We start from the raw sequence: 19,427 nt of genomic DNA, 5'->3' as shown, positions 1-19,427 counted from the left end.
GAAGCCCGTTCATGGCCCAGCCGTCCACGACTTACAAGTTTGAACTGAACCTCACCGATCTCGACCGCAATGTGTATGAGAATGTGAAGCAGACCATCGCCCGCCACCCTTCGGAAACCGAAGAGCGCATGACTGTGCGTCTGTTGGCCTACGCATTCTGGTACAACGAGCTGCTGGCGTTTGGTCGTGGCCTGTCAGACGTCGACGAGCCTGCGCTGTGGGAAAAAAGCCTGGATGACCGTGTGCTGCACTGGATCGAAGTCGGCCAGCCGGATGCCGATCGCCTGACCTGGTGCTCGCGCCGGACCGAGCGCACCAGCCTGCTGGCTTACGGCAGCCTGCGGGTCTGGGAAGGCAAGGTGATCCCGGCGGTCAAGAACCTGAAGAACGTCAACATCGCCGCTGTGCCCCAGGAAGTGCTCGAAACCCTGGCCCAGGACATGCCCCGGGTGATCAAGTGGGATGTGATGATCAGTGAGGGCACGATTTTCGTGACCGACGACCGTGGCCAGCATGAAGTCCAGCTGCAATGGTTGCTGGGCGAGCGTGGTTGAGCCGTTGACCCGGTATTGAGTGAACTCATTGTGGCGAGGGAGCTTGCTCCCGCTTGGGTGCGCAGCACCCACAAAAGGGGGCCGCTTCGCAGCCCAGCGGGAGCAAGCTCCCTCGCCGCAGTCCAGGATCCAAAAAATAGAGAAATGTCCGTCACCCCATGCGCATAGAACCCCGCCAACTGCCCGACACCCTGCCATTTCTCGGTGACCTGCCGCCCCTGTTGACCCGCCTGTATGCCGCGCGTGGCGTGCAGTCCGAGGCTGAACTGGACAAGAGCCTGGCACGCTTGATTCCCTTTCAGCAGCTCAAGGGGATCGACGCCGCGGTGGATCTGCTGGTGACGGCGCTGGAACAACGCCAACGCATCCTGATCGTGGGCGACTTCGATGCCGATGGCGCCACCGCCAGCACCGTGGGGATGCTGGGGTTGCGCCTGCTCGGTGCGGCCCATGTCGACTACCTGGTGCCCAATCGCTTCGAATATGGCTACGGGCTGACCCCGGAAATCGTCGAAGTCGCCCTGGCCCGCGAACCGCAGTTGCTGATCACCGTGGATAACGGTATTTCCAGTGTGGAAGGCGTGGCGGCGGCGAAAGCGGCGGGGCTCAAGGTGCTGGTCACCGACCACCACTTGCCCGGCCTCGAACTGCCGGCAGCCGATGCCATCGTCAATCCGAATCAGCCGGGCTGCGAGTTCCCGAGCAAGGCCCTGGCCGGTGTCGGGGTGATTTTCTATGTGCTGATGGCCCTGCGGGCCCGTCTGCGCAGCCTGGGGTGGTATGCCAGTACACCCCAGCCGAACATCGGCGAATTGCTCGACCTGGTGGCCCTGGGCAGCGTGGCCGACGTAGTGCCCCTGGACGCGAATAACCGGATCCTTGTCCATCAGGGCCTGGAACGGATTCGCGCCGGGCGTGCCCGGCCCGGCATCAAGGCAATCCTGGAAGTGGCCAAGCGCGATCATTCGCGCATTACCTCCACGGACCTCGGCTTTATCCTCGGGCCGCGTCTGAATGCGGCCGGGCGCCTGGACGACATGAGCCTGGGCATCGAATGCCTGCTCACCGACGATCCGGCCCTGGCGCGGGAGATGGCGGCGCAACTGGACGGCATGAACCAGGACCGCAAGTCCATCGAGCAGGGCATGCAGCGCGAAGCCCTGGCCCAGCTCAAGGACCTGCCCGTGGAGTCGATGCCATTCGGTTTGTGCCTGTTCGACCCGCAGTGGCACCAAGGGGTCATCGGCATTCTCGCCTCGCGGATGAAAGAGCGCTATTTCCGTCCGACCATTGCTTTTGCCGATGCCGGGGACGGCCTGCTCAAGGGCTCGGGGCGCTCGGTGCCGGGGTTTCATATTCGTGATGCGCTGAGCGTGGTGGCGGCGCAACATCCGACCCTGATCAGCAAGTACGGCGGTCACGCCATGGCGGCGGGCCTGACCTTGCCGGAAGCGAATTTCCCGTTGTTCGCCGAGGCGTTCGACGCTGAAGTGCGTCGGCAATTGCGTGAAGAAGACCTGACCGGCCGGCTGTTGTCCGATGGCACCCTGGCGGTGGAGGAATTCCACCTCGAACTGGCCCGGGCGCTGCGCCATGCCGGTCCCTGGGGCCAGCATTTCCCGGAGCCGATGTTCCATGGCGTGTTCCAGTTGGTCGAACAACGGGTGGTGGGCGAACGGCACCTTAAGGTCGTCCTCAAGAGCGAGTGCGGTTCGGTGAAGCTCGACGGCATTGCCTTCGGCATCGACCGCGAGATCTGGCCGAACCCTACCGTGCGCTGGGTGGAACTGGCCTACAAGCTCGACCTCAACGAGTTCCGCGGCCAGGAAACGGTGCAGTTGATGATTGCCCATATCGAACCGCGCTAGGCTCTAGCTGTTAGTTACTGTGGGAATACTGTCCTGTGGCGAGGGGATTTATCCCCGTTGGGGCGCGAAGCGGCCCTACAACCTGACAACTCGGTCCGTCTGATAGATCCAGGGGGCTGCTGCGCAGCCCAGCGGGGATAAATCCCCTCGCCACAAAGTCACAGGCCCGTTCGAGAGTAATCTGTTCGCACCGTCGGTTTTTAAGTTCTGAACCCTCCGTCCTTGCGGGTTGTCGACTAGGCTCTAAGCACTGCTTGATAGCCCTTGTGACGTCTTGTCGAATTTTTTGCCCGCGGGGGCGGGTGTTGCACCTTTTGTCACACGTCGACTTTTCAAACAGAACCCTGGAGCCTGCCCACTGATTCGAGAGGTGCCCCATGAGTCTGCTGCTGGAACCCTATACCCTTCGCCAATTGACCCTGCCCAATCGCATCGCGGTATCGCCGATGTGCCAGTATTCGAGCACCGATGGCCTGGCCAACGATTGGCACCTGGTGCACTTGGGCAGCCGTGCCGTGGGCGGTGCCGGCCTGGTGTTCACCGAAGCCACCGCCGTCACCGCCGACGGTCGCATCACTGCCCAGGACCTGGGGCTGTGGAATGATGAACAGATCGAACCCTTGCAACGCATCACCCGGTTCATCACCGCCCAAGGGGCCGTGCCGGGCATACAACTGGCCCATGCCGGACGCAAGGCCAGCACCTGGCGACCCTGGCTGGGCAAGCATGGCAGCGTAAAACCGGCGGACGGCGGTTGGGTGCCGGTCGGCCCATCGCCGATTGCCTTCGACCCGCAGCACACCCAGCCGGTCCAACTGGACGAAGGGCAGATCGCCGGGGTGATCCAGGCCTTCGTGGATTCAGCCAAGCGCGCCCTCACGGCCGGTTTCAAGGTGGTCGAGGTCCACGCGGCCCATGGCTATCTGCTGCATCAATTCCTCTCGCCCTTGAGCAATCAGCGGCGCGATCAATATGGCGGCTCGTTCGAGAATCGCATCCGCCTGGTGCTGCAAGTCACCGAAGCGGTGCGGGCCGTATGGCCTGAAGAACTGCCGGTGTTCGTTCGCGTTTCCGCCACCGATTGGGTCGAGGACGGGTGGAACCCGGACGAAACCGTGGAGCTGGCGCGGCGATTCAGGGCCTTGGGAGTGGATTTGATCGATGTGTCATCGGGTGGCACGGCCGCCAATGCGGAAATTCCCACCGGCCCGGGTTACCAGACGCGCTTTGCCGAGCGGGTGCGCAAGGAGTCGGAAATCGCCACCGGCACCGTCGGCATGATCACCGAACCAGCCCAGGCCGAGCACATCCTGCGCACCTGCCAGGCCGATATCATCTTCCTGGCCCGCGAATTGTTGCGCGATCCGTACTGGGCCCTGCATGCCGACGATGACCTGGGCGGACGCAAGGCCACGTGGCCCGCGCAGTACCAGCGGGCAACGCATCGGGACCAGCCGATTCATGAGTCGGATTTGCGCGATTGAGTGAGCGATAAAAAAGCCCCGGTCTTGTTGGCCGGGGCTTTTGCTTATCTGGCGGAAATATTCGGTGTCTATATCTGTCTCATCGCGAGCAGCAGGGCTCAGGGGTACTTGCGCTTATCCGGCGCCGGCGGGAAATACTGGTACAACCAGGTCTCGCTCAAGGTGCGGTCCTTGGTGCGAATGAACAGGCGCATCTGCACCGGCTCCACACTGTCGTCGGTCGGGTACCAGTCGAAGGTGATGCGGTAGCCCTTGATTGCGTCCATCACCAGCACGTTGAAGTCCTTCACTTCACCGTGGGAACAGGTCACCACCGGTTCGATGCCGGTGCCCGGCGGCAGTTGGTCGAGGCCGCCGCCGCTGAAATCCACGGCGAAACGACGGGCCCAGACGGTCGGGTAATGCTCGCCCGGTGCCCAGCCTTCGATGAAACCGCCCATGCCTGAGCGGGTGGCGTCGACGCGGGCCAGGTCCGTGCTGACCGGCGGCAGCGCGCTCCAGTAGAGCTTGTAGCCATAGTTCAGCGAGTCGCCGGCGGCCACCGGTTTTTTCGGCGTCCAGAACGCGACAATGTTATCCAGGGTTTCGCCGGTGGTAGGAATCTCCAGCAAGTCGACCGAGCCTTCGCCCCACGCCGTCGTCGGTTCGACCCACAGGCTTGGGCGCTTGCTGTACCAGTCCACAGTGTCCTGGTAGCTGGCAAAGTCGTGGTCGGTCTGCACCAGGCCGAAACCTTTCGGGTCCTTGTCGGCGAAGGCGTTGAATTGCAGGGTGGCGGGGTTGTTCAACGGACGGCACACCCACTCGCCGTTGCCGCGCCACATGGCCAGCCGGTCGGAATCGTGGATTTGCGGGTGAATGGTGTCGCACATGCGCCGTTCGACAGTGCCACAGCTGAACATGCTGGTCATGGGGGCGATCCCCAGTTGCTCGATGGCGGTACGGGCATTGATGTGCGCGTCGATCTCCATCACTACCCGGGTTGGCTGGCAATCGATGTCAAACCGATAAGCTCCGGTGGCGCTGGGGGAGTCGAGCAGGGCATAGACCACGAATCGGGTGCTGTTCTTTTCCGGGGTTTCGAACCAGAACTTGGTGAAGTCCGGGAACTCTTCGCGTTGCTTGGCGTAGGTGTCGATGGCCAAGCCGCGGGCCGACAGCCCGTACTGGCCGCTGGCATCCACGGCGCGGAAGTAGCTGGCCCCCAGAAACGAAACGATGTCGTGCCGGTCCAGTTCCGGCGCCTTGAAGACGCGAAAGCCGGCGAAGCCCAGGTCACCCTTCAGTTGCGCGGTGTTGACCGTGGTTTTCTCATAGTTGAACAGTTCCGGACGGAAGTGCACCTCACGGGCCATGCGCGTCTTCGGATCGACGCTGTACATGCGCACTGGCTGTTTGAAGCCCATGCCGACGTGGAAGAACTGCGCATCCAGTTGCCGCCCGTCCAGGTCATTCCACAGCGAGTGGTTGACGTCGTACTGGATGGCGTTGAACTGCAGCGGAGACATCAGGGCCAGGGTTTCTGGCAGGACTTGCTTGGTGTCGACATAGCGGCTCTCGGCCAGCCGTCGGGCTTGATCTTTCAAACCGTTGAAGTCGAAAGGACGGGCTTCGCCGTCGGCAGTCTGATCGGCGGCCCAGGCGCGTGCGGCCATGAGCCCGGAGGCTGAAAGCCCGGTGTAGGCGGCGAAGGCCATGGAGGCCTTGAGCAGATTCCTGCGGTGCATAAATACAACCTTTCTCGAAACAATCCCGAGCCGTTCCTGGCAACAAAGACTGATAAGGGAGTTCGGACAATGCCTTTGGCCAAACGCGACGAACGTTAGAACAGATGCCTGAGAGCTGGATCGGTTCACCGAGGCGCAAGATCATAGGGGAAATACGGGCTTTGAGAGCAAGGAAAGCCTGGCTTGGTCAAATTTTCTTACAGTTATTTCTTTTTTTATGCAGATTTCGGCTTTTTTTGACTAATTACTCTAAAACTCCCTTTTCACGCTTTGAATCCTCCCTATTCTTTAGCGTGTTAGACGATTTAATCCGGGTTCAGACGGGGCTACCAGGTCAACCTCGACGTAAAGAAGGACAACTCATGACAAAAATACAGGGCATTACCGAAATGCTGGGAATCTTTCCTGGCCTGACCAACCTGCGCAGGCCACGCCGGCTCAGCCTTGAAGAATTGAGACTGGTGGAGCGCTATCGAGAGCTGTCGGAAAACGACCGCATCGCCATGCGCTACCTGGTGGATGCGATGAGGAGTGTTTCGCGGTTTTGAAGCGTGGCGCAGGTGAGCGGTCGGGGCAGGCGCGCCGGCCGACATCACTCCACCGACCAGTCCTGGGGACGTTCGGTGCGCTGGTGCAGTATCCGCAGGACTTGTAGTTGTCCCTGCTCGAGCCGGTACGGGGCAACGAACGGGTAGCGTGTCAACACCAGCTCTCGAATATCGGGAACGACCGAAGGACGGCCCGAGCCGGGAAAGCGTTGCAGTTGGCGCAATGTCTCCAGGATGGCGAGGATGACCTCATCGGCGCCTTCTGCGCCGATAGCGCTTTGGTAATGTTCGTGGATCGAGTCGAGGTCACTCTGTGCTTTGTCGGTCAGTACGATGCTCGGCACGCTTTGCCCACTTAGCCTTCACGGCGTCCAGATCGGTCAGATTTCCAGCGTCGGCATCGGCCATGCCTTCGCTGATGGCTTGCAGATGCCAGGATTCGGCTTCCACATATCGAACCAGTGCACGCTTGAGGTGATATTGGCGGTCGCGGTCGGTGGCGGCAGCCAGCAAGTCCAGCTGTTGGGCCAGACCTTCTTCCACACGAAAGGACAAAACGGGCGAGGCCATGGCTGATCTCCAAGGTGTATACGTTGTAGACACCCTAGGTGCTGCCAGGATTTCCGTCAACCGGCGGGCGTGCACCGATCGACGAAAACCTTAGCAGGACGAACGCCGGGCAGGCGCGAGCATGTGTTGCCAACGTTGTCTTGTCGTCAATGCTTGAACATCACATGTCGCACCACCGTGTAGTCCTCCAGCCCATACATGGACATGTCCTTGCCATAGCCGGAACGTTTCTGACCGCCATGGGGCATTTCGCTGACGAGCATGAAGTGCGTGTTCACCCAGGTGCAGCCATATTGCAAGCGGGCTGACAGGCGATGGGCACGGCCAATGTCGGCGGTCCACACCGATGAGGCCAGCCCATAGTCCGAGTCGTTGGCCCAGGCCAGCACCTGTGCCTCGTCGAGGAACGGCGTGACAGAGACCACAGGCCCGAAGACTTCCCGGCGGACGATTTCGTCATCCTGCTGGGCGTCGGCCAGCACCGTCGGCTCGAAGAAAAAACCGTTGCCGTCCACGGCCTTGCCGCCGGTGATCAGGCGGATATGTGGCTGGGCGATGGCCCGCTCGACGAAACCGGCCACGCGGTCGCGGTGCTGGGCGGTGATCAGCGGGCCCATTTCGGTGTCGGATGCGGTTTGCAGGCCATACTTGATGCTGCCCACCGCGGCGCCGAGTTTCTCGACGAACTGCTCGTAGATGCCTTGCTGGGCATAGATGCGGCAGGCGGCGGTGCAGTCCTGGCCGGCGTTGTAGAAACCGAAAGTGCGAATGCCTTCCACCGCCGCGTCAATATCGGCGTCGTCGAAAATGATCACCGGGGCCTTGCCGCCCAGTTCCATGTGCATGCGCTTGACGCTGTCGGACGTGCTGGAAATGATGTTTGAGCCGGTGGCGATGGAGCCGGTCAGCGACACCATGCGCACTTTCGGGTGGGTGACCAGCGGATTGCCGACGGTCTGCCCACGGCCAAAGATCACGTTGAGTACACCAGCCGGGAAAATTTCCGACGCCAGTTCCGCCAGGCGCAACGCTGTCAGTGGGGTTTGCTCCGACGGCTTGAGCACCACGGTGTTGCCGGCCGCCAGGGCCGGGGCGATTTTCCAGGCGACCATCATCAGCGGGTAGTTCCACGGCGCGATGGAGGCGATGACGCCCACCGGATCGCGACGGATCATCGAAGTGTGCCCCGGCAGGTATTCGCCGCTCGCCGAACCGCTCATGCAGCGGCTGGCACCGGCAAAGAAGCGGAACACGTCGGCAATCGCCGGGATCTCGTCGTTCAGCGCGGCGCTCAAGGGTTTGCCGCAGTTGTCCGACTCCAGCTTCGCCAGTTCTTCGCCGTGGGCTTCGATGGCATCGGCCAGCTTGAGCAGCAACAGGGAACGGTCCTTGGGCGGTACTTGCGACCAGGCTTCGAAGGCGGCATCGGCGGCGCGCACGGCAGCATCGACCTGGGCCTCGCTGGCCTCGTTGATTTCCACCAGTACTCGCCCCAGCGACGGGTTGAACACCGCCTGGCTGGGGCCTTCGCCGTTCACCAGGTGGCCGTTGATCAGCAGTTTGGTTTGCATGTCCAAGTCCTCTCTTGAATGTTTTCCCAAGTCCCCTGTGGGAGCGGTTCCCCAGTGAGCGATCAATGTTGATTATTTCCCACCGCTACCGGCCACGCTCTCACCGCCACGGGTCAGGTAATACGCGCCCAATATCGGCAACATCGTGACCATCATCACCAGCATCGCCACCACGTTGGTCACCGGCACATCGCGCGGGCGGCTGAGCTGGTTGAGCAGCCACAGTGGCAAGGTGCGTTCGTGGCCGGCGGTGAAGGTGGTGACGATGATCTCGTCGAACGACAGCGCGAACGCCAGCATCCCGCCGGCCAGCAGTGCCGACCCCAGGTTAGGCAGGATGATGTAGCGAAAGGTCTGCCAGCCGTCGGCGCCCAGGTCCATCGAAGCCTCGATCAGGCTGTGGGAGGTGCGGCGCAGGCGGGCGATCACGTTGTTGTAGACGATCACCACGCAGAAGGTTGCATGGCCGACGACGATGGTGAACATCCCGGGTTCGATGCCCAAGGTCTTGAAGGTCGCCAGCAGCGCGATACCGGTGATGATGCCCGGCAAGGCAATCGGCAGGATCAGCATCAGCGAAATGCCTTGCTTGCCGAAGAAATCGCGCCGGTACAGCGCCGCCGAGGCCAGGGTGCCAAGCACCATGGCGATCAGCGTGGCGATGGCCGCGACCTGCAACGACAGCTTGATCGCTTCCAGCACATCCGGGCGCGAGAAGGCGACGCTGAACCACTTCAAGGTCAGGCCCTTGGGCGGGAAGCTGAACGCCGCGTCCTCGGTATTGAAGGCGTAGAGGAAGATGATCAGGATTGGGAAGTGCAGGAACACCAGCCCGCCCCACGCCGCGATCCGCAAGCCCCACGAGGCCCGGTCTTGAGAGTCAGAGTGCATCGAAAGCTCCCAGTCGCTTGACGATGGATAGATAAATCGCGATCAGCACGATGGGCACCAGGGTGAACGCCGCGGCCATGGGCATGTTGCCGATGGCGCCTTGCTGGGCGTAGACCATGCTGCCGACGAAGTAGCCTGGCGGGCCCACCAGTTGCGGCACGATGAAATCCCCCAGGGTCAGCGAGAAGGTGAAGATCGAGCCGGCGGCGATGCCGGGGATCGACAGCGGCAGGATCACCTGCATGAACGTCTGGTGTGGCCTGGCGCCCAGGTCGGCCGAGGCTTGCAGCAGCGAGGGCGGCAGACGCTCCAGGGACGCCTGGATCGGCAGGATCATGAACGGCAGCCAGATGTAGACGAACACCAAAAAACGCCCCAGGTGTGAGGTGGACAAGGTGCTGCCACCCACGCCCGGGATCCCCAGCACGAACTGCAACACCGGCCCCAGGCCCAGGTGCTGGACGAACCATTGCGCCACGCCACCCTTGGCCAGCAGCAGCGTCCAGGCATAGGCCTTGACGATGTAGCTGGCCCACATCGGCAGCATCACCGCGATGTAGAAAAACGCCTTGGTCTTGCCACTGGTGTAGCGCGCCATGTAATAGGCAATCGGGAACGCGACGATGGCGCTGGCGATGGACACCGCTATCGCCATGCTCAGGGTGCGCAAAATGATGTCGAAGTTCGACGGCTGGAACAGCGCCGCGAAATTCGCCAGGGTCAGGTCCGGCGTGACCGCCATGGTGAAGTCGTCGAAGGTGTAGAAACCTTGCCACAGCAAGGTCAGCAGCGAGCCCAGGTAGATTGCGCCGAACCAGATCAGCGGCGGCACCAACAACATCGACAGGTACAGGTTGGGGCGCCGGTACAGCAGGTTGGAAAAGCGTCGCAACGGTGAGCCGGGCGAGGGCGTTTGAGCGATGGCCAGGGTGTTCATCTCACACCTCGCCACTGACGGTGTCGTGCAGCGCGACCATCGCCTCCCGCGCCCAGCGTACGCTCAGATGCTGGCCGGTCTGGTGCTGCGCCGTGTTGTCGAGCCACTGGGTGTTGGCCTGGCTGAGGTTCAGGGTCTGGCCGTTGGCAAGTTTCAACTCGTAGCGCGTGGCGCTGCCCTGATATTGGATGTCGTGCAGCAGGCCGTGGACTTCGATCTCACCACTGGCCAACGGACCCTCGGCGAAACGCACGTGTTCCGGGCGAATCGAGAACGGCTGTGGATAACCGCTCAGTTCCCGGGCCAACTCACCGCGGATCACGTTGGAGGTGCCGACGAATTCGGCGACGAAGGTGGTCGCCGGTTTCATGTACAGGTTGCGTGGGGTGTCGACCTGTTCGATGCGGCCCTTGTTGAACACCGCCACGCGGTCGGACATCGACAGTGCTTCGGTCTGGTCGTGGGTGACGAAAATGAAGGTGATGCCCAACTGGCGTTGCAGCTTTTTCAACTCGCCCTGCATCTGTTCACGCAACTTCAAGTCCAGGGCGCCCAAGGGCTCATCGAGCAGCAACACCCGTGGGCGATTGACCAACGCGCGCGCCAGGGCCACGCGTTGGCGCTGGCCGCCGGAGAGCTGCACCGGCTTGCGTTCGCCGTAGCCGCCCAGGGCAACCATCTCCAGCGCTTCGTCGGCGCGCTGGATGCGCTCGGCCTTGGCGACGCCTTTGACTTTCAGGCCGTAGGCCACGTTGTCGCGCACGTTCATATGGGGGAAGAGGGCGTAATCCTGGAAAACCGTATTGACGTCGCGCTGGTACGGCGCGAGCCCGGTGGCCTCTTCGCCATGGATGCGGATCGAGCCGGCACTGGGTTGTTCGAATCCGGCGATCAGTCGCAGGCAGGTGGTCTTGCCCGAACCGGATGGGCCCAGCATGGAAAAGAACTCGCCGTCCTGGATGTCGATGCAAACCCGGTCAACGGCTTTGACATCGCCGAACTGACGGGATACCTGGGTGAATTGGACTGCAAGCGTCATGGTGCGGTGCTCCAACAAGCGGGGCTTGTGTTGAATCATTACCCGGTTGCCGGGCACGAACTGTTTGGATCGGGAACATGGCGGACCTGTGGCGAGGGGATTTATCCCCGCTGGGCTGCGAAGCAGCCCCAAAGCAGTCGACTCAGTCTGCCTGATAGTCAGAGGCGTCAGTTTTGGGGGCGCTTCGCGCCCCAGCGGGGATAAATCCCCTCGCCACAAGAGCGGTGCTCAGCTCCGGTTTTTTCGCCGACTGAGGGACTTAGCGCCCGCCCATGATCGCAATGTAGTCCTGGGTCCAGCGACTGTACGGCACGAACTTGCCGCCCTCGGCCTGTGGGGTTTTCCAGAAGGCGATCTTGTCGAACTGATCGAAACCGTTGGTCTTGCAGCCCTCGGCGCCCAGCAGTTCGCTGCCCTTGCACGCCGCTGGCACCGCCGGCAACGAGCCGAACCAGGCGGCGACGTCACCCTGGACTTTCGGTTGCAGCGACCAGTCCATCCACTTGTACGCGCAGTTGGGGTGCTTGGCCTCGGCGTGCAACATCGTGGTGTCGGCCCAACCAGTGGCACCTTCTTTGGGAATGGTCGAGGCGATCGGTTGCTTCTCGTTCATCAGCCCGTTGACCTGATACGGCCAGGCACCGGATGCCACCACGCCTTCGTTCTTGAAATCGCTCATCTGTACAGTGGTGTCGTGCCAGTAGCGGTGGATCAGCGGTTGCTGGGCCCGCAGCAACTCCAGCACGGCCTTGTACTGGGCTTCGTCGAGTTGGTAGGGGTCCTTGATGCCCAGCTCGGGCTTGGCGGTCTTGAGGTACAGCGCCGCGTCGGCGATGTAGATCGGGCCATCGTAGGCTTGCACGCGGCCTTTGTTCGGTTTGCCATCGGGCAGGTTCTGGGCGCTGAACAGCACGTTCCAACTGGTGGGCGCCTGCTTGAACACGTCGGTGTTGTACATCAGCACGTTCGGGCCCCATTGGTACGGGGTGCCGTAGGTTTGTTGGTTGACCACATACCACGGTGCATCCTTGAGGCGCGGATCGAGGTTTTTCCAGTTGGAGATCAGCGCGGTGTTGATCGGCTGCACACGCTTGCCGGCAATCAGCCGCAACGAGGCGTCGCCCGAGGCGGTGACCAGGTCGTAGCCACCCTTGGTCATCAGGCTGACCATTTCGTCGGAGGTGGCGGCGGTTTTCACATTGACCTTGCAACCGGTTTCCTTCTCGAAACCGGTGACCCAATCGTAAGCCTTGTCGCTTTCGCCGCGTTCGATGTAACCCGGCCAGGCGACGATATCCAGTTGGCCCTCGCCGGCGCCAACGGCCTTGAGCGGTTCGGCGGCCTGGAGGCTGACGCTGGTCAGCAGCGCCGTGGTGATTGCACTGAGCAATACGGTCTTGTGCGCGTACATGGAAATCCCTCTTGCTTTAATTATGGTCGGGGCAGTGTTTCAACGGGGTGAAGCGCCATCGAAGGCCTGTTATTAGAGTAGTGCTGTTATCTACAGATGCTGGCCGTGGCGGGCCATGATGTGGCGCACCACGCTGTAGTCCTGGAGCGAGTCACTGGACAGGTCTTTGCCATAGCCCGAGCGCTTCAGGCCGCCGTGGGGCATTTCGCTGACCAGCATGAAATGGCTGTTGATCCAGGTGCAGCCGTATTGCAGGCGCGCCGCGACCTGCATGGCCTTGTCCAGGTTTTGCGTCCACACCGAGGAGGCCAGGCCGTATTCGGAGTCGTTGGCCCAGTCCACCGCCTGGCTGAGTTCGTCGAAGCGGGTCACGGTGACCACCGGGCCAAACACTTCGCGCTGGACGATTTCATCGCTTTGCTTGCAGCCGGCCAGCAGCGTGGGTTGGTAGTAGAAACCGGCGCCGGAATGCACCGCCGCGCCGGTGATGCGTTCGATGTGCGGCTGGCTGAGGGCGCGCTCGACGAAACTGGCCACCCGGTCGCGCTGACGGGTGCTGATCAGCGGGCCGATCTCGTTGTCGGCGTCGCGCTTGCCGGCAAAGCGCAGGCTGCTGACCGCCGCACCGAGTTCGGCCACCAGGCGATCGTGAATCGCGCCTTGGGCGTAGATCCGGCACGCCGCGGTGCAATCCTGCCCGGCGTTGTAATAGCCGTAGGTGCGCACGCCTTCGACCACGGCCTGGATGTCGGCGTCGTTGCACACGATCACTGGTGCCTTGCCGCCCAGTTCCAAGTGCGTGCGCTTGAGGGTTTTCGCTGCTGCCTGAAGGATCTTCTGCCCGGTGACGATATCGCCGGTCAGCGAGACCATGCGCACCTTGGGATGGCTGACCAGATGGCTGCCCACACCTTCGCCGCCCCCGCAGAGGATATTGATGACGCCTCGAGGCAGGATCTGGGCCAGTGTCGGCGCCAGGGCCAGGATCGACAGCGGTGTGTGTTCCGACGGCTTGAACACCAGCGTATTGCCGGCAGCCAGGGCCGGGGCGATTTTCCACGCGGCCATCATGATCGGGTAGTTCCATGGTGCGATGGACGCCACCACGCCAATCGGGTCGCGGCGCACCATGCTGGTGTAGCCGGGCAGGTATTCGCCACTGAGCTGGCCGGTCTGGCAGCGCACGGCGCCAGCGAAGAAACGGAATACATCCACCGTCGCACTGAGGTCATCCTGGCGCGCCAGGTGCAGCGGCTTGCCGCAGTTCAGGGATTCGAGGCGGGCCAGTTCATCGGCGTTCTTTTCGATGGCGCTGGCAATGTCCAGCAGCAGGTTCGAGCGTTGTTGCGGCGTGGTGCGCGACCAACCGTCGAAGGCCTGATGGGCGGCGAGGATTGCAGCTTCGACTTGCTCCGTACTGGCCTCGGCGATGTGAGCCACCACTTCGCCGGTAGCTGGGTTGAGAATCGGCTCGACAAGGCCTGCACCGGGAACGAGTTCCCCGTCGATCAGCAACGCGGTGCACAACGGGGTTTGCATACCAGCCATGTCCGATTTCTCTTTTTATATCGGTTGAAACACCGAACCTGTGGGAGCGAGCTTGCTCGCGCCCACAATGGAATGGGGTGATGCTGCAAGACTAGTGCTCAGCCTCAAGGCCGACAAATTCGAAATACTCAAGGCTGCGTTCGATTAAATAGATGGCTTGCGCCCGCCATGAGGTTGTTCCCGGGCGACGGCCAGGAACGGGTCGACCGACGCCGGTCGCGCCGTGCCCCGGCGCCAGGCCAGGCCGACGTCGAGGGTCTGGTTGAGGTCGGCAATCGGTCGTGCTTCGATGATGTCACCCTCCAGCGACCAAGGCCGGTAGGTCATGTCCGGCTGGATCGACACGCCCAACCCCGCCGCCACCAGGCTGCGCACCGCTTCGGTCGATGCCGTACGCAGGGTGATCTTCGGTTGCAGGCCGGCACCGCGCCACAGGCGTTGGGCGTTACGGTCCATTTCATCGACGTTCAGCTGGATCAGCGGCTCGCGGGCCACGTCGGCCAGGTTGATGCTGTCGTGTTCCAGCAATGGGTGCTGCGCCGGCAGCCACAAGCGATGTGGCGAATGCGTCAGCACTTCGGTCTGCAAGGCGTGGCGGTCTTCCAGGTTGGACAGGATCAACACCCCGACGTCGATTTCGCCGCTGACCAGCAAATGCTCGATGTAGGGCCGCTCGTCTTCCATCACCCGGATTTCCACGTTGGGATAGGCGCGTTGGAAACGGGTCAGCAGGTCCGCCAGGTAATAGCCGGCGACCAGGCTGGTGACGCCGATGGTGACTTGGCCGGTGACCTGGTCGGTGCTCTGTTGCAGGCTGCGCTTGGCATTGTCGACCGTAGCCAGGATCAAATGGGCCTGGCGCAGGAATTGATGACCCTGATGGGTCAGGGTCATGCCTTTGGCATGGCGGTTGAACAGGCTGACGCCGATTTCCTGCTCCAGTTGCTGGATGGCCAGGGTCAAGGTCGACTGGGAAATGAACGCCGTTTGCGCAGCGGCGGAGATCGAGCCGATTTCGGCCACCGCGATGAAATGGCGGATCTGGCGCAGGGTCATCATGGTCGAATACCCGGTGGGCGATTTTATCAATGTACTGGAGTGTATATCGTTTTTTTAGAAGGATAGGTGAATGCGTCTTTGAATGAGCCAGGCAACATCTGGAAGCAATCTCGCCAACGGCGCCGGGGCACTTTCGATCTAGGCTGGTGGCCTTACGTTGACCCGACACTGTGGAGGCAACAAATGAACACCCGTGGATTGCTCGATCAGCTTCTCAAGTCCGGCCAGGAAATGTTGCAGAACAAGGCTGGCGGGTCCCAAGGCAAGTCGTCCGGTGGTCTGGGTGGATTACTCGGCGGCTCCGGCAACCTGGGCGGGATGCTTTCCGGCGCGGGCGGCGGGGCACTGGCCGCCAGTGCCATGGGCCTGTTGCTGGGCAACAAGAAAGCCCGCAGCTTCGGCGGCAAGGCCCTGGCTTATGGTGGCCTCGCGGCCTTGGGCGTGATCGCCTACAAGGCCTACGGCAACTGGCAGGCCCAGCAAGGCACCGCGCCGAAATCCGAACCGCAGACCCTCGACCGTGTACCCCCGGCGCAGGTCGAGCAGCACAGCCAGGCGATCCTCAAGGCGCTGGTGGCGGCGGCCAAGGCCGACGGCCATGTGGACGAGCGCGAGCGGCAGTTGATCGAAGGCGAGTTCACCAAGCTCGACAACGACCAGGAATTGCAACACTGGCTGCACGCCGAACTCAACAAGCCCCTGGACCCCACCGACGTCGCCCGCGCCGCCAGCACCCCGGAGATGGCGGCAGAAATGTACATCGCCAGCGTGATGCTGGTGGACGAGGAAAACTTCATGGAGAAGTCCTACCTCGATGAACTGGCGCGCCAACTCAAATTGGAGCCGGGGTTGAAAGTGGAACTGGAAAAACAGGTGCGCCAGGCGACCGCCTAGAACAGCCCCAACGCTAGTCCCTGATCCACCGCCATCGCGAGCAGGCTCCCACAGAAGAGCATTGACTGGCGTAACCCCCTGTGGCGAGGGAGCAAGCTCCCTCGCCACAGGTCCGTGTTGACCCACCCCTGAGTATCATTGCCCCTAAAGCCGCCAGGCGGGCTGCCGCTGGCGCTTGATTACGTTATACTCGCCGGCTTTCAAAAGTTCGCCAACGAGTGCTGCCCGCCATGGAAATCAACCCGATCCTTAACACCATCAAGGACCTGTCCGAGCGCTCCGAAACTATTCGGGGGTATCTTTGACTACGATCAAAAGCATGAGCGTCTGACCGAAGTCAATCGCGAGCTTGAAGATCCGAATGTCTGGAACAACCCTTCGTACGCCCAGGAGCTGGGCCGCGAGCGTTCTGCGCTGGCGCAGATCGTCGAGACCCTGGACGAGTTGTCCAGTGGCCTGGCCGATTGCCGCGACCTGCTGGACATGGCTGTCGAAGAGAACGATGAAGGCGCGGTCGGCGATGTCGTCGCCGAGCTGACACGCCTCGACGAGAACCTCGCCAAGCTGGAATTCCGTCGCATGTTCAGCGGCGAGATGGACATGAACAACGCCTACCTGGACATCCAGGCCGGTTCCGGCGGCACCGAAGCCCAGGACTGGGCCAACATCCTGCTGCGCATGTACCTGCGCTGGGCTGACAAACGCGGTTTCGACGCCACCATCATGGAACTGTCGGCCGGTGAAGTCGCCGGGATCAAGGGCGCCACCTTGCACATCAAGGGCGAATACGCCTTTGGCTGGCTGCGGACCGAGATCGGCGTGCACCGCCTGGTGCGCAAGAGCCCGTTCGACTCCGGCAACCGCCGCCACACCTCGTTCTCGGCCGTGTTCGTTTCGCCGGAAATCGACGACAACATCGAGATCGAGATCAACCCGGCGGACCTGCGCATCGACACCTACCGTTCCTCCGGGGCCGGTGGCCAGCACGTCAACACCACCGACTCGGCCGTACGGATTACCCACGTACCGACCAACACCGTGGTCAGCTGCCAGAACGAGCGTTCCCAGCACGCCAACAAAGACACCGCGATGAAGATGCTCCGGGCTCGCCTTTACGAGCAGGAAGTGCAGAAGCGCAACGCGGCGTCCCAGGCACTGGAAGACACCAAGTCGGACATCGGCTGGGGTCACCAGATCCGTTCGTACGTGCTCGATGCCTCGCGGATCAAGGATCTGCGGACCAGCATCGAACGCAGCGATTGCGACAAGGTGCTCGATGGCGATATCGATGAATACCTGATCGCCAGCCTCAAACAAGGGCTGTAACGCGACACCCATGCGGCGGGCAGGCACGCTTCCATCAAGGAGCAGACTGGCCCGCAAACTCCGGCCCGGGGCCGGGGGCAACGAACCTGTGATGGAATCCTTAAAGACATGAGCGACCTAGAACTCGACCCGCAAGCCCTGCAACAGGAAGAAAACTCCCTGATCGCCCTGCGCAAGGAAAAGCTTGCTGCCGAGCGCGCCAAGGGCCAGGCCTTCCCCAACGACTTCCGCCGCGACGCCTACTGCGACGTCTTGCAGAAGCAGTATGCGGACAAGACCAAGGAAGAGCTGGCCGAGGCGGCGATTCCAGTCAAGGTGGCCGGTCGTATCATGCTCGACCGTGGTTCGTTCATGGTGATCCAGGACATGACCGGGCGCATCCAGGTCTACGTCAACCGCAAGACCCTGCCGGAAGAAACCCTGGCCGCCGTCAAGACCTGGGACCTGGGCGACATCATTGCCGCCGAAGGCACCCTGGCCCGTTCCGGCAAGGGCGACCTGTACGTCGAAATGACCAGCGTGCGCCTGCTGACCAAGTCCCTGCGCCCGTTGCCGGACAAGCACCACGGCCTGACCGACACCGAGCAGCGCTATCGCCAGCGCTACGTCGACCTGATCGTCAACGAAGACGTGCGCCAGACGTTCCGCGTGCGCTCGCAAGTCATCGCTCACATCCGCAGCTTCCTGATGAAGCGTGACTTCCTGGAAGTCGAGACGCCGATGCTGCAGACCATCCCCGGCGGTGCGGCGGCCAAGCCGTTCGAAACCCACCACAACGCCCTGGACATGGAAATGTTCCTGCGCATCGCGCCGGAGCTGTACCTCAAGCGGCTGGTGGTCGGTGGCTTCGAGAAAGTCTTCGAGATCAACCGCAACTTCCGTAACGAAGGCGTTTCGACCCGGCACAACCCCGAGTTCACCATGCTCGAGTTCTACCAGGCCTACGCCGACTACGAAGACAACATGGACCTGACCGAGGAACTGTTCCGCGAGCTGGCGCAGCTTGTTCTCGGGACCACCGACGTGCCGTACGGCGACAAGGTGTTCCACTTCGGCGAGCCGTTCGTGCGCCTGTCGGTGTTCGACTCGATCCTCAAGTACAACCCTGAACTGACTGCCGATGACCTGAACGACATCGAAAAGGCTCGCGCCATCGCCAAGAAGGCCGGTGCCAAGGTGCTCGGCTTCGAAGGTCTGGGCAAGCTGCAAGTGATGATTTTCGAAGAGCTGGTCGAGCACAAGCTGGAGCAGCCGCACTTCATTACCCAGTACCCGTTCGAAGTGTCGCCGCTGGCCCGTCGCAACGACGAGAACCCAAGCGTGACCGACCGTTTCGAGCTGTTCATCGGTGGTCGTGAAATCGCCAACGCCTATTCCGAGCTCAACGATGCAGAAGACCAGGCCGAGCGTTTCATGGCCCAGGTGGCTGACAAGGACGCTGGCGACGACGAAGCCATGCACTACGATGCCGACTTCGTGCGGGCCCTGGAATACGGCATGCCGCCGACCGCAGGCGAAGGCATCGGCATCGATCGCCTGGTGATGTTGTTGACCAACTCGCCGTCGATCCGGGACGTGATTCTCTTCCCGCACATGCGGCCTCAAGCGTAAGTGCTTCAACTAAAAAGCCGCCTCGATGGGCGGCTTTTTATTGGTGCGCCAGGCATGGCGCGTTGCGCGCAAGCGCAACCAGCTTGGCTGTGGTGGCCACGCTGGTGACTTGGAGGTGCAAGTCCTCTACACACCCGGCAAGGGGAAGTGTTAGCCAGAGGCAAGGGTGTCGCGGGCGACTGCGAATCTGAAGGCAGCCCGAGGCAAAATGCTGGCCTGACGAACAGGAAGCGGATTAGGCGGCACAGCGGGGTAAGAAGGCCAATATCTTCAAAGCCCGATACTTGCACGGAACGCTGTGACGTAGATCCGACAGGCATAAGCAGGAAGGTCGCGCGAATTACCCTGGGAGATCTGTTTAGCCTGCCATGTGCTACCGGCGCCGTGAG

The 19,427-nt window shown here is 61.9% G+C and carries 17 protein-coding genes; 7 read left to right on the top strand and 10 right to left on the bottom strand.

Annotated features, from left to right (window positions below; all coding sequences use genetic code 11):
• Positions 1-11 precede the first annotated feature (11 nt).
• From BT116_RS20315 to BT116_RS20305, 3 genes are all read left to right on the top strand, one after another.
• The gene (locus BT116_RS20315; protein WP_003198109.1) at positions 12-554 is read left to right on the top strand and encodes a YaeQ family protein; all 543 of its coding nucleotides are present in this window, start codon (positions 12-14) and stop codon (positions 552-554) included.
• Positions 555-712: 158 nt separating this feature from the next.
• Positions 713-2,422 (top strand): single-stranded-DNA-specific exonuclease RecJ, encoded by a 1,710-nt coding sequence (gene recJ, locus BT116_RS20310; RefSeq protein WP_072346674.1) that lies wholly within the window; start codon positions 713-715, stop codon positions 2,420-2,422.
• 377 nt (positions 2,423-2,799) lie between these two features.
• Positions 2,800-3,906 (top strand): NADH:flavin oxidoreductase/NADH oxidase, encoded by a 1,107-nt coding sequence (locus tag BT116_RS20305; RefSeq protein ID WP_063322819.1) that lies wholly within the window; start codon positions 2,800-2,802, stop codon positions 3,904-3,906.
• Positions 3,907-4,004: 98 nt separating this feature from the next.
• Here BT116_RS20305 and BT116_RS20300 read toward each other — a convergent pair whose 3' ends face one another.
• Positions 4,005-5,633, bottom strand: a complete 1,629-nt coding sequence (locus tag BT116_RS20300) for a glucan biosynthesis protein D (protein WP_072346672.1) — start codon at positions 5,631-5,633, stop codon at positions 4,005-4,007.
• 362 nt (positions 5,634-5,995) lie between these two features.
• Between BT116_RS20300 and BT116_RS20295 the strand changes: the two genes are divergently transcribed.
• Positions 5,996-6,181, top strand: a complete 186-nt coding sequence (locus tag BT116_RS20295) for a hypothetical protein (protein WP_072346669.1) — start codon at positions 5,996-5,998, stop codon at positions 6,179-6,181.
• 44 nt (positions 6,182-6,225) lie between these two features.
• On the opposite strand, the gene BT116_RS20290 is transcribed toward BT116_RS20295, so the two are convergent.
• From BT116_RS20290 to BT116_RS20250, 9 genes are all read right to left on the bottom strand, one after another.
• Positions 6,226-6,525 carry a type II toxin-antitoxin system RelE/ParE family toxin gene (locus BT116_RS20290; RefSeq protein ID WP_063322817.1) on the bottom strand — a complete coding sequence of 100 codons (300 nt, stop codon included), beginning with the start codon at positions 6,523-6,525 and terminating at the stop codon, positions 6,226-6,228.
• Positions 6,488-6,751 carry a CopG family ribbon-helix-helix protein gene (locus tag BT116_RS20285; RefSeq protein WP_063322816.1) on the bottom strand — a complete coding sequence of 88 codons (264 nt, stop codon included), beginning with the start codon at positions 6,749-6,751 and terminating at the stop codon, positions 6,488-6,490. The genes BT116_RS20290 and BT116_RS20285 overlap by 38 nt, the downstream gene beginning before the upstream one ends.
• 146 nt (positions 6,752-6,897) lie before the next feature.
• Positions 6,898-8,322, bottom strand: a complete 1,425-nt coding sequence (locus tag BT116_RS20280) for a gamma-aminobutyraldehyde dehydrogenase (RefSeq protein WP_072346667.1) — start codon at positions 8,320-8,322, stop codon at positions 6,898-6,900.
• A 72-nt stretch (positions 8,323-8,394) separates the two neighbouring features.
• Positions 8,395-9,213: an ABC transporter permease gene (locus tag BT116_RS20275; protein ID WP_057448389.1), complete on the bottom strand. Its 819-nt coding sequence runs from the start codon at positions 9,211-9,213 to the stop codon at positions 8,395-8,397.
• Positions 9,203-10,150, bottom strand: coding sequence for an ABC transporter permease (locus tag BT116_RS20270; RefSeq protein ID WP_072346665.1), 948 nt, complete (start codon positions 10,148-10,150; stop codon positions 9,203-9,205). Before BT116_RS20270 ends, BT116_RS20275 begins: the two co-directional genes overlap by 11 nt.
• 1 nt (position 10,151) lies before the next feature.
• Positions 10,152-11,189 (bottom strand): ABC transporter ATP-binding protein, encoded by a 1,038-nt coding sequence (locus BT116_RS20265; protein ID WP_003198125.1) that lies wholly within the window; start codon positions 11,187-11,189, stop codon positions 10,152-10,154.
• A gap of 259 nt (positions 11,190-11,448) precedes the next feature.
• The gene (ydcS, locus tag BT116_RS20260) at positions 11,449-12,600 is read right to left on the bottom strand and encodes a putative ABC transporter substrate-binding protein YdcS (RefSeq protein ID WP_072346663.1); all 1,152 of its coding nucleotides are present in this window, start codon (positions 12,598-12,600) and stop codon (positions 11,449-11,451) included.
• A gap of 90 nt (positions 12,601-12,690) precedes the next feature.
• On the bottom strand, positions 12,691-14,148 hold the full coding sequence (locus tag BT116_RS20255; RefSeq protein WP_072346661.1) for a gamma-aminobutyraldehyde dehydrogenase: 1,458 nt from the start codon (positions 14,146-14,148) through the stop codon (positions 12,691-12,693).
• Positions 14,149-14,292: 144 nt separating this feature from the next.
• Complete coding sequence (locus BT116_RS20250) at positions 14,293-15,207, bottom strand: LysR family transcriptional regulator (RefSeq protein WP_072346660.1); 915 nt, start codon at positions 15,205-15,207, stop codon at positions 14,293-14,295.
• A gap of 183 nt (positions 15,208-15,390) precedes the next feature.
• On the opposite strand from BT116_RS20250, the gene BT116_RS20245 reads away from it, so the two are divergent.
• The 3 genes from BT116_RS20245 (at position 15,391) to lysS (ending at position 19,038) form a co-directional block, all read left to right on the top strand.
• The gene (locus BT116_RS20245; RefSeq protein WP_072346658.1) at positions 15,391-16,101 is read left to right on the top strand and encodes a tellurite resistance TerB family protein; all 711 of its coding nucleotides are present in this window, start codon (positions 15,391-15,393) and stop codon (positions 16,099-16,101) included.
• Between the two features lie 230 nt (positions 16,102-16,331).
• A protein-coding gene (prfB, locus tag BT116_RS20240; RefSeq protein WP_139209464.1) for a peptide chain release factor 2 occupies positions 16,332-17,427 on the top strand; the annotation gives its coding sequence in 2 pieces (ribosomal slippage) (positions 16,332-16,403 and positions 16,405-17,427; 1,095 coding nt in all).
• 108 nt (positions 17,428-17,535) lie between these two features.
• A complete protein-coding gene (gene lysS, locus BT116_RS20235; RefSeq protein WP_057448378.1) occupies positions 17,536-19,038 on the top strand; it encodes a lysine--tRNA ligase in 1,503 nt (500 codons plus the stop codon).
• Positions 19,039-19,427: the final 389 nt, after the last annotated feature.

Origin of the sequence: Pseudomonas sp. NFACC16-2, from assembly GCF_900119205.1 — a bacterium.
GTDB lineage: Bacteria > Pseudomonadota > Gammaproteobacteria > Pseudomonadales > Pseudomonadaceae > Aquipseudomonas > Aquipseudomonas fluorescens_Q.
The sequence above is the reverse complement of the archived record's forward strand: the minus strand, read 5'-3'. Positions and strand labels throughout refer to the sequence as shown.